General features: G+C 68.4%; 1 protein-coding gene. It reads right to left on the bottom strand.

The window, feature by feature from the left end; genetic code table 11:
* Positions 1–1,107: endo-1,4-beta-xylanase (locus AB0G02_RS41780; protein ID WP_360806594.1), on the bottom strand; the 1,107-nt coding region annotated here is incomplete at both ends.

The raw sequence follows: 1,107 nt of genomic DNA, 5'->3' as shown, positions 1-1,107 counted from the left end.
GCCACCGTTGGAGGTGCCGACGAAGCCGAAGGTCGTGCTGGAACCGGCCGGGATGCTGCCGTTGTAGGAGACGTTCCTCGCCGTGACGGACGAGCCCTGGGTGGTCAGCGCCACGTTCCACGAGGAGCTGATGGTCTGCCCGTCGGTGAACGTCCAGCTGACCGCCCACCGGCTGATGGACGACGAACCGGCGCTCACCGTGACCTCGGCCTGGAAACCGCCCTGCCACTGGCCGGTGATCCGGTAGGTGGCGGAGCACCCCGTCGGCTGTGGGTCCGACGTGGTCGTGGTGGTGCTGGTCGTCGTGCTCGTCGTGGTGCTCGTCGTGGTGCTCGTCGTGCTCGTGGTGGTGGTCGTGGTGCCCGCGGCGAAAGCCGCGCTCATCGAGTTGTAGGCGGGCTTGGGCTGGAGGTTGCCGTCGAACGGCAGCGCCGCGCCCTCGCCGGGGAACACGCCGGGGATCCAGGAGTGGTTGTCGCTCAACCCCCAGGTCGTGATGCCGACGCACCTGGCCACCGCGAGGCACGCGTTCGTGGTCGCGGCGTAGTCCTTCGCCTGCTGGGCCAGCTTCGAGCTGTCGGCCGGGGTCTTCATCCGGATGTCCAGCTCGGTGATGGCCACGTCGACGCCGAGGTCCGCGAACCGCTGGAGGTTGCGCTGCAACGAGGAGGGCACCTGGCCGACGATCATGTGCGCCTGGAACCCGACGCCGTCGATGGGCACGCCCTGCTGCTTGAACGCCTTGACCATGTTGTAGACGCCGTCGCTCTTCGCGCCGATGGCGTCGGTGTTGTAGTCGTTGTAGTACAGCTTCACCGACGGGTCGGCGGCCCGGGCGGCCCGGAACGCGTCCGCGATGAAGCTGTCACCGAGCCTCTGCTGCCAGAACGACTGCCGCCGCGTGCCGTCCTCCGCGAACGCCTCGTTGACCACGTCCCAGGCGAACACCTTGCCCTTGTAGTGGCCCATCACGGTGTTGATGTGGTTGACCATCGCGGAGCGCATGTCCGTCGCGGACAGGCTCTGCACCCACGACGGGGTCTGGTTGTGCCAGACCAGCGTGTGGCCGCGGACCTTCTGGTTGGCGGCGACCGCGCCCGCGACGAC

Origin of the sequence: Actinosynnema sp. NPDC023658, from assembly GCF_040639995.1 — a bacterium.
Classification (GTDB): Bacteria; Actinomycetota; Actinomycetes; order Mycobacteriales; family Pseudonocardiaceae; genus Actinosynnema.
Note: the sequence above shows the minus strand (reverse complement) of the source record. Positions and strands in the feature narration are given on the sequence as shown.